This is a genomic window from Kitasatospora sp. NPDC004289, from assembly GCF_053602875.1.
On record NZ_JBSGEL010000077.1, the window covers coordinates 24,640 to 34,616 of the forward strand.

6 protein-coding genes are annotated in these 9,977 nt (G+C 70.5%); all 6 read right to left on the reverse strand.

What is annotated here, in order from left to right:
- Positions 1-79: 79 nt before the first annotated feature.
- Complete coding sequence (locus tag ACWEPF_RS33750; protein WP_452175593.1) at positions 80-979, reverse strand: hypothetical protein; 900 nt, start codon at positions 977-979, stop codon at positions 80-82.
- Positions 980-1,023: 44 nt separating this feature from the next.
- Positions 1,024-1,950 (reverse strand): ATP-binding protein, encoded by a 927-nt coding sequence (locus ACWEPF_RS33755; RefSeq protein ID WP_452175594.1) that lies wholly within the window; start codon positions 1,948-1,950, stop codon positions 1,024-1,026.
- Positions 1,951-2,162: 212 nt separating this feature from the next.
- A complete protein-coding gene (locus ACWEPF_RS33760) occupies positions 2,163-4,343 on the reverse strand; it encodes a transposase (protein WP_452175595.1) in 2,181 nt (726 codons plus the stop codon).
- The gene (locus tag ACWEPF_RS33765) at positions 4,340-5,143 is read right to left on the reverse strand and encodes a TnsA-like heteromeric transposase endonuclease subunit (protein ID WP_452175596.1); all 804 of its coding nucleotides are present in this window, start codon (positions 5,141-5,143) and stop codon (positions 4,340-4,342) included. Before ACWEPF_RS33765 ends, ACWEPF_RS33760 begins: the two co-directional genes overlap by 4 nt.
- 123 nt (positions 5,144-5,266) lie before the next feature.
- Positions 5,267-6,670, reverse strand: coding sequence for a DNA-binding protein (locus ACWEPF_RS33770; RefSeq protein WP_452175597.1), 1,404 nt, complete (start codon positions 6,668-6,670; stop codon positions 5,267-5,269).
- 69 nt (positions 6,671-6,739) lie between these two features.
- Entirely contained in the window at positions 6,740-9,355 is a 2,616-nt protein-coding gene (locus tag ACWEPF_RS33775; RefSeq protein WP_452175598.1) for a Helicase associated domain protein, read from the reverse strand.
- Positions 9,356-9,977: the final 622 nt, after the last annotated feature.

Here is a 9,977-nt window from a genome sequence, read left to right on the forward strand (position 1 = left end):
TGGTTTCTGTACGAGGAAGCCGTGGCCAGACCCCCAGAGAGGAGGACCTGGCGGGTGCTGGTCTGGGTCTGGGTCTGGGTTATGGGGTGTGGTGGTGAATCCACGCGTGTAGGGGGTCGTCGTGGGACGGGTCCAGACGGGGCAGTCCGAGCCGGGTGGCGGTGTGGAGCAGGAACGCAGTGTGGGTGCGTGGGCGGGTGCTGGTGTGGCCGCCGGGGACGGCCAGGACACGGTGCTGGTGCAGGGCATGGGCGAGGATGACGGTCTCGGGATAGGTGACGATGTCCCGGGCCAGGAGAGCCCAGGAGCTTCGGGTGGGAACCGAACCGGGGTTGGCCCGCTCCAGGATGGTGGCCCGCCGACGCCATCTGGGGGCGGCGTGTTGCTGGTGGTCGTACCAGCGGGTGGTGATGCTCTGGGCCCAGCTCCAGGCGAGGTTCGCGTCTTGACGGCCCATCAGGCGCTGGTGGGTTCGCTGCGCGCGCTGGAGTTCGGGGAGCGCGGCGACATCGAGGACCACAGCGTGCTCGCCACCGGTGGGCCAGGTGTGGTGGCGCCGGCACAGCCGTCGATGGTCGGGGATGTAGACGCGGGCCTCATCGGTTGCGCCGCGGGTGCGGTGCAGGACGCAGAGCGGGCAGGCGGCGACGGGCAGCCGCCGATGGCGCGGCAGACGCTGCCAGATGACGTGGGGCAGCGCATGACTGCTCCTGGGCAGAGCCGGCCGGGTGCTGGCCACGGGCTCCCACCGGTGCAGGGCCCGGGCGAGATGGGTGTGCGGGATCCGGGAGAAGACCGCGATGCGCACCTGCGCGGCGCGGTTGGGATGGAGTTCGGCACCAGACACGGCGGCGAGGCCTTTGCCCTGCGCCTCGACGGCGATCGCGAGGGCTTCCAGCAGTTGGGGGAGGGTCTGCCGGTAGGTGTGTGCCAGGCGGGTGAGGTAGGAGGCGGTGCTCTCGTGCGCTACGGGTCGCACACGCAGACAGCCCGGAGCGACCGGCGGTGCGCCGATCATGGCCGTCATCGCCGGGTGGCGGCGCGGGGGCGGTACTGCTCTTCGGCGAGGTGGTCGAGGTCGATGTCGTCCAGGACAGCGCGGGTGATGCGCTCGGTGCCGTCCAGGATGGTGGTGATCGCTGCTTGCCGCACCAGGCGCGCCAGGCTGCCGATCCTGCCGCCGGTGCGGGCGTGGAGGTAGCCGGCGAGTCGGGGCAGCGTGCCGGGGCGGTGCTGGTCGAGGTCGAGGGCGTTGTCCATCGCGGCGGCCAGCTCACGAAACGGCTCGCGGGAGCCGTGGCGCAACGGCAGCGCACCGGTGTCGATCAGGCTGGCGCGGGCAGCGAGCTGCTGTCCGCGCACGCCGCTGAACAGGGGGGTGTCGGTGACGTCGATGCCGGAGTAGAGGAACGTCGCCCGGATACGCTCGGTGAGGTCCTTGAGGAGATCGGCGGCATCCGCGCCTGTGCTGGTGCGGGGGTTGAGGCGGTGGATCTCGTCGATGAGGACCAGACGCACCCGGGCGGCGGCGTAGGTGTGGCAGACCGCGGTGGTGATCTGAGCCTGGGTCATCCGGGAAGTGACAGGGATGCCGAGGTAGCGGGCGAACTCGGCGGCCAGGGTCTTGGCACTCGCGCCCGGCGGCACCAGGATGTACGCGACCGGCACGGTGTCCTTGCTCGCACTGGCGCCGGCACGGGCGTGGGCAGCCAGGTGGCAGGCACGTCCGATGTGCAAGATGGCGGTGGTCTTGCCGCACGCGGCCGCCCCGGTGACGATCAACGAGGGCCGGGCGGTGGTGTCCTGATGGCGCCCCAAGACCATCAAAGTGCGCACCGTACGCGAGACCTTGTCGATGGCGGGCGTCTGCACGGTGACGAACCTGGAGTGATAAGCGAGCTTGTCCTCCACACTGCGCGGCGGCGCGCCGATGGCGGGCGGGGCGGGCACGGGCCTGTCAACGAACCGCTGGAAGCCGTCCCACGTCGAGCAGCTGTACGCCCAGTCTTCCTCCGGCGGCTCCGTCCGCCCCCTTCCCGGCGCGCTGTCCGTCCACGGGACCGCGGCCACCGGGACAGCCGCATGCGAGGGACCGGCCATCCTTGCTCCGACCCTGCCTCGCTGCTGCTCCCCGTCCGGCACGCCGCCGTCTGTGCTGCGCCTCACCACCGCTCGGCCTCCACAGTGGCGTCGTAGAGGGGGAAGCCGGGTTCGGGTCCCTCGTCGCCGAGTTCGTCCATGTCCGTGTCCGTGTCCAGTTCCTCGTCGTCCAGGGATTCTGCCCATGGTTGCTGCCGCGGGGCGTCGCTCTGCTGGGAGCGCTGATGGCCGGCGGGCCGCCGCGGCACAGGGCCGTTGCCTTCTCCCCGGCCTGGGCCCCCACTGCCGGTGCCAGTCATGGCGGCACCGTCGAGAGCGTCGGCGGTGCGGGGCGCGCCGACGATGTGGCGGGCGGTGCGTGCCCGTTCGCTTCCGCTCGTGTTCGCGGTGCGGGCGCGCAGCAGGAGGTCGTCGAGGGCGCGCACGAGCGCGGCTTCGTAGTGGTCATGGTCGGGGCGGCGGGCGACTTGGGTCTTCAGGTACTGCCAGATGTGGTCGTTGAACGGGCTGGCTGTGTGCTCGCGGTGGATCCAGGGGATCTCCCTGAGCTTGCCGTCCGGCAGCCTGACCCAGACCTGCCGCAGGTCGTGGGGGTTGTGGTGCACCTCCCATTTGCCACCCTGGCCGGTATTGGGGGAGGGGTGGCCACGGTGGGGGTTCAGGACGACGTGGTCGTAGGTGCGGTGGTCGACGCGGATGCCTCGCTCGGTGACCGCCTTCCACACCACGGGCAGAAGTTCGGTGTAGTCGTCACCGGTCAGGGGCACAGGCAGGTAGCCGCACGCCGCGACCAGAGCACTCCACATCTCGTTCGGCGACAGGCAGGCCCGAGGCATCATGGGATGCCGCAGGCCTTCGTGGGGGCGGTTCTGCCACCCTGCGGTGATCCACTCGTCCAGCAGGTCCTGCAACTGGGGGAGTGTCCAGCGGGCCTGGGCGGCCACATCACGGCCGCGACGGGTGACGTTGGAGGCCGTGTACCCGGCGACGTACTGACACAGCAGGGTGTTGATGGAGCCGAAGGTGCGCTCCACCGGCCCCTTTGCAGCCGGTTGTCGGGGCGGCGCGCTCTGCACACTCACCCCCAGCGTCTCGCACGCGGCCAAGAACGCCTCGGACACGAAGACCTTCCCACGGTCCACGACGACGGTCTCCGGAACGATGACCGGCCGCGCCGCCGCCCCCTCCAACCGGGCGTCCAAGGTCAGCAACCGCTGGTAGGGAACGGCCGCGTGCGACAGCTCCAGCACCTTCGGCCAGCCAGGCCGCATCGGGTGCGGCACCGCCATCTCAGCCAGCAGCAGAGCGGCGTCCACCGCCTTGGTCGCAGCCGGCCGTAGAACGGCGGCCAGGATGGACCGCGTCGCGACATCGAGAGCGATCGTGAGTTCTGGACGGCCGACGACCCCCTGGTCGAAGACCACCATGACATCCAGCCGTGTGGTGTCGAGCATGACCTGCTCACCGGGCCGCAGCACGTTCGTCGGCGTGAACGGCGTCGCGGGAACGGTCGCGGTCCTGGCAGGACGTCCGGGAAGCTCCCTGGGGTCGGCCAGCGAGCGCACCAACCGGTAGAACGTCGCCGACGCCGGCAGCGCCACCTCACCCGGCCCGTACGCCTCATCCAGGATTTCGCCCGTCAGCCGCCGAAGGCCCGCCACCGTCCCCTTGGACTGCCCCCGCTGGCGGCGCAGAGCTTCCAACACGGCGACCACCACCCGCTCGTCCGCCCGCCCCGTTCGGCTGGAACCACGCGTGGTGCGATGGTCCACCAGCCCCCACAGCCCCTGCCGCCGGTAGTTGGCACGCATCCGCACCACCGTCGCCCGGCTCACCTTCGGCCAGCCGAGCGCGGTCAGCTCTTCGGCCTTGGCCTGCTCCCGCTCCGCCATCGACCACCGCACAGGGTCGTATGCGGGCCGCGGAACCCCCGACCCGCCCGGCCCGGCCGCCAGCCCGCACTCCACCTCCTGGATGTGCCGCTGCCACGCCAGAGCCCGCTCCCGCTGACGCTCCGACACCCCCTCGAACAACCCCCACTGCGGCGCCCCCGGAACCGCCTGCGCCCCCACCACCCGAAACCCTGGAGCCCCGCACAGATGGCGCACATCCACTGCCGCCGCCGATCCCTGCTCGTCGACCAGCCGCACCACCGACGCCTCCACACCGACGACCTGCCAGGCGCGGTTCTCGAACACCACATGGCAGCCCACCGCGACCACCGGCCGCCAACTCCTGCTCATGACCCCGTCCCAAGCCGCTCGATCCTGGCCGGCTGCTCCCCACCGTCACGTGTGCGTCCCGGCCCGACGAGGACCCGCTCGTGCAGCGGCTTGTCCAGCCCGACACTGAGGCGCCCGGACCACAGAAAGTGGAAGGCCACCGGCCAGACCTCCAGCGGATCCCCGACCGCCATCACGCCCTCCACCAGCGGTCTCCGCTCGGCGAAGGCGTCGAGCACGGCCTGAGCCAGCCCCGACCGGCCCCGGTGACGGGGGTGCCGGTACCCGGCCAGCCACTGCACGTTGGCCGCCATCATCGGATCGGGTGGCCCGAGCCGCCGGTACACCCAACCCACCTGCCCGCATGCCTCGGACAGCGCCCGCGCGGCCCGCCGCGCCGCCTCCCCGCCAGCCCGATCCACAGCAGGGCAGTCCGCGAGCATCGCCGTCCCATCCGCGTACCGGGCGAACACCTGCGGCACCCAGGAACACACCCGGCCGCCCCCCTCGCGCCACAGCACCCGCAGCGGACGCCCGGAGATCCCCACTACCTGGGGGTCGCGGTCCAGCAGCATCAGCCGCAGGCGCATCGCCGCCGATCCGTGCGCCACGTGCTGTCCGGTCGTGGCCGACCACCACCAGCCCGGCCCCCACCGCTTGCCCGCGCGAGCAGGGAACGCCGACACCGGCCGCAGCTCCTCGAACCGCACCCGCGCCGCAGCCAGCTCCCACCGCTCCTGCTCAAGACCACCACCAACGGCGAAGACCGCCTCGAAGCCCTCCGCCCCGACAGCCAGCCCCGGCACGCTCATGTCCGCCATGACAGCCAGTCAAGTACGCGAGAAACCAGCAGATAGACCGGAACAGCCACCACCCCACCCACACGGGCGACGACCCGCCGAAACCACCCCACCAAGCCCCACCACCGTGCTACCACCGGCCCCTCAGCCATACCGCTGCTCCAAGTCCGCCCGATACCGCACGACATCCCGCGAGAGCTCCTCCACAGGAACACCCGCCCACCCACCCAGACTCTCCAGCGGAACACCCGCCTGGTGCGCCGCGCTCGCGACCGCCACGACCGCCTCATCGAGCACCGCAACGCTCCGCAGCAGCCCGACGATCAACTCCCGCGCGCCAGCGGCCACAGCCGCCGTACCGTGCACGTCCAGCCAGCTCAACACATCGGCGGCCTCACGGACCTTCTCGCCAATCCACCCGCGCTCCTCCCGGGGCACGCTCGCCCGCCAGCTGATGCTGCCGTCCGCGCGCTGCGCCAACGTCCTCAACTGCGCGGCCACCGAGACCGGCTGCTCCTCACGCGGAAGCCACCACGGATCCATCCCCCACTCGCCGACCTGCCCGACGCCGCTGCGCCGACGCACCACCGCACCCCGCCACCGCATCAGAGCACCACTGCCGGCAACCGCGTCCACCTCACCCAGCCACGGCCGACCGACCCTGCGCCCCAACTCTCGGGCGAACTCACCGTCAGCCGGGAACGCCCGCACACGCTCACCCCCGCTATCACGCCACACCATCTCCGCGACCCCAGGATCGACCAAGGCCCCGGCAACAGCGACGACCTCAGGGAAGACAGCCGCCTCACGCGCCACCACCCGCCACCACCAAAACCCCTCACCCTCCCGCGCATCCCCACCGGCCAGCGCGTGCAGACGCCCCGGCCACACCCGCTCCCGCTCCCACCCCAACGCCAGCTCCCACCACTGGCACACCACCGCCCACGCCACCGAGAACACCGCCGCCGGCTCCACCCCCACCGACACCGCCCGCGCAGCCACCCCCGGCCACCGCCCCTGCGCCACCGCGATCTCCGGACAGCCAGCGATGCCGAGGTGCTCCAGGCCATGGCCATCTCCCGCCCCCAACAGCCACCGCCCGTGCCGCGAGCAGACCCGCTGCCACCTCTGGCGGTACCGCGCGGCACCCACATCCCGACCACTGCGCCCAGCCGTGCACAACCGGCACGCGTGCACGACCAGACCATGCACCGCCCCACCCAACTGCCACCGAGCCTCAGGCCGCCCGCCCAACGACACTCCAGCGAAGACCTCGGGCCCGGACGACCACGCGGGCAGCGCCCGCTCCAGACTGCGCCGCTCAGCGCGGCACACCGCGGCCAGCAGGTCCTGGCCGCCGGGGGATAGGAGAACCTCGGCGTCAGGGCGGATCCCACCGACGCCGGGGGAGCGCGGCGGCTGGTTCTTCCACTCCCACAAAGCCCGCAGCTCAGCCACCGGCACGCCGTACCGATCCGCGACCCGTCCCATCAGCGACCAGACCGTCTCGCCAGCCAGCGGAGCCACACAGAAGAACCCAGAACCCATAACCCCAGCCTTCCGAACAACAGCTGACGCCAGGACAGAAGCAGCCGACCACCGCCCATCCGTGTCGTCCTACGCCCCCGCCACTGCCCATTCGACGCCGTGTGCGGCGAGCTGCGCGAGCTGACCAGGCGTCAACTTGCCGCGGCGAGCTTTGGTGTTGTTGAGCCAGACCCCGAGGGGGAACTCGACCAACTCCACAGACTCATCACCGCCGGGCCCGACCTTGACGGTCTCCAACGGCTCCTTGTGCGGCCGCCGCACGCCCGCGTGCTGCTCCCGCTCCACGAACGCCGCCAGCGCCGCGATGCCCACCTGGAACCGGTCCGCCTGCGACACCTTCGGCTTCGCCTCCGCCGCGGCCTTCACCGCGACCAGCTCGGGGTCGGCCTTGATACCGATCGCGGCCAGCAGTTCCTGTTGCTCGGCCTCCAGGCCAGGGTGACCGGCGCGTTGGGCCAGTACCCACCGCCCGAGCTGCTCGCCCTCGAACAGCGTGGACTCCGGCATTCCCGCCCAGTCCGGCTCCCCACTGGCCTCCAGCCACCACGACCTGGCCGCGGCATAGGTGCGCTGCCAGGTGATCGGCCAGGTGGGGCACCACCACGGGTCGATCTCCTCCAACGCCCGCCGCCGCTCCGGCGCCAGCGCCCCCGGCTGCCCGTCCGGGACCTGCGCGGCAGCCCGCAGCTCGCTCAGCCAGCTCCCAATGGCGTACCCACCGATGGAGCCCCGGGCCGGGGCCGCGAGGCTCCCGCCGTGGTCCTTCGCCCAGACCTTCGCCCAGGACAGGCCGGCTTCGAAGCGGGCATCCGACACAGACCAGATCATGCCGAACCCATCGAGCTGCGCCACCCGCCATGTCGCCAGTTCACCGTCCGCATTCTCCACCCGCCGGTCCGACAACCACCGCCCCAACGGATAGTTGCCGTTCTCCCCAACGAGTTCCGCATATGGCACATCGAGGTGCCCGTATTCGTTATACCAATTCCGCACGTGGCCGATCGCCTCACGCCACAGCTGCGTCTCACTGGTCAACACCCGGGCGGCGATGAACAGCGCCAGGACGTCGTCCCCAGGGTTCGACTCGAACCGCACCGGCAGAGTGAACGCCCCCATACCACCCACACCGCCACCATGGCCTTCACCGGGGGCGTAGGACGCCTCGGCGCCGCGCCCGGTGGTCCGCCGACCGCTCCTCTGCGGCACCGCGAGGGCTTCGACCATGCGCTCGTCGTGCGAGCGCAGCGCGGTCAGCACCTTGACCAGCGGCCCGTACGAATCGGACTCCAGAATGTCCCCCGGCTTCTCCCCGGGCTTCAAGAAGACCGGAACGATGAGGCTCGCCGTCTTCTTCTCTCCAGGCTTGATCCGAAGAGCCCGGCCAACGGCCTGGACGATATCGACCATGCTGCCTCGGCCGAGAATGAGAACCGAATCCGCATTCGGGATATCGACTCCCTCGCCGAGGATCTTGCACTGGGAGATCACCCGGTAGGCCAGACCATCGTCCTCATCGGTCAACCCGAACTCTCCGATGACCTCCTCCCGGAAATCCACACCGTGCTCGCCCGAAAGCCACTGTGCCCAGACTTCCTCCGGGTATTTCTCCGGATCCTGGCCGTGCAGCCGCTCGACTGTCTGGTTCAGGGTCTCGCTGAAGTACCGGGCTTCCAAGGTGCGGTTGTGGAAGGTGATGGTGCGCTTCAGCCCGCGCTCGGCCGCGATCTTGAGGAGCCCAGCCTGCATCGCAGCGAGCTGCTCGGCCGGCACCTCGTCCTCACTGCCGTCCACCGCCTCACCCACCCCCGCACCCCACGGCACCGGCTGCGCTTTGGCCGCGGTCCGGTCCGAGCGCGGATCTCGCAGTTCGAGCACCACCACCTCGAAGGGTGCGAGCAGCGACTTCTCCACTGCTTCGGCCAGCCCCATGGAGAACACCTGCGGGCCGTAGACGCGCACGTCGTCCATGGACACGGCCAACTCCTCCGGCAGCGGCTGGTGCACCCCCTCACGGCCGGCGGAGGGCTTGAGCGCCTTGCCGGGCACCGCCCAGATTCGCGGTGTGGCGGTCATGTAGCACCTGCGCGCGGCCGGGATCTCCACCTGGTCGTGCACCACCGTCCAGCGCTTCTCCACGCTCCCGGAGGACCGGTGCGCCTCGTCGCAGACCATCAACTCCAGCGGCTCCAGCACCTCACCCTGGGTCTTCGGCCAGTAGTAGTAGGCCTCTGCCACGGCGTTCACCGAGGCGTAGGTGGCGAACAGGGTCAGGGGCCGCCGGCCCTTGCGCGCCTCGGAGACCCAACTCCCGATGACCAGACCGTTGGTGGAGGCCAGCACCCCGGAGGGCAGTTCGTCCTGGACCAGGGAGCACACCGCCCGCATCTCCCCGGAACGGCCGGCTGCCCGCCAGGAGCCGATCATCTGGGTCAGCAGGTTCAGCGTGGGCACCACCACCAGGACCACACCGCGGGGCGCCAGGCGTTGGGCCGCGAACGCGCCCACGTAGCTCTTCCCGGTGCCGGTGGCCATCTGCACCGTCACCCGCAGACCACCCGGGGCCGACTGCCTCGGACGCGGCGTCAGACCCCGCACGATGGCCGCCACCGCCTCCTCCTGGTGTCCTCGCAGCACCACACCCTTCGAGGCCTCCACTGCCAGCAGACCCGGCTTCACAGCACCCACCGAAATTCTCCCCTCAACCGAACACTCAATCCCGTACACCGCACCGCGCGGGATTTCCTGGCATCGCGTTTCTGATACGTTCACCGGCCGGAGGTCGAGAACCTCAGAGTCGGAAAACCAATTCGCTTTAACGCTCGAATGTCAGCCAGAATCTGAATCGCAAGAAAGGCATGCGAGCGAGGACTCGGAGGCTTGCTTCGACAGGATCAGCCGACAAGGTATGGTTGATACACTCTGGCTCGTTGCTCACCCGACCAAGGTAGCGCACCCCGGCGTCCCGTGAGGGTGAAAGATTGGTCCAGCCCGTGGACTAGACCAATCGAGCGAGAGTGAAGGCGACCCGCACACGCCCCCAAGCAGCCCCCACCGCCCTAGTCAGCCCGCAGTGAGACCAACCAAAAACCCAGCCAAATCATATGAACGAGCATCAGCCACCCAGGCCGGCGGAGCGAAGCGGAGACGGCCGGCCCGAAAGCGAAGCGTCGGGCCCGACCTGACCGAAGGTCAGGTCCAGGGCACGCGGAGCGGGTCCCGCCCCACGCGAAGCGTGGGGTTCCGGCCGAGGCGGTCGCCGTAGTGGCCGAACAGCACCGCCCCGACCGGGCGGGCCAGGAAGGCCACG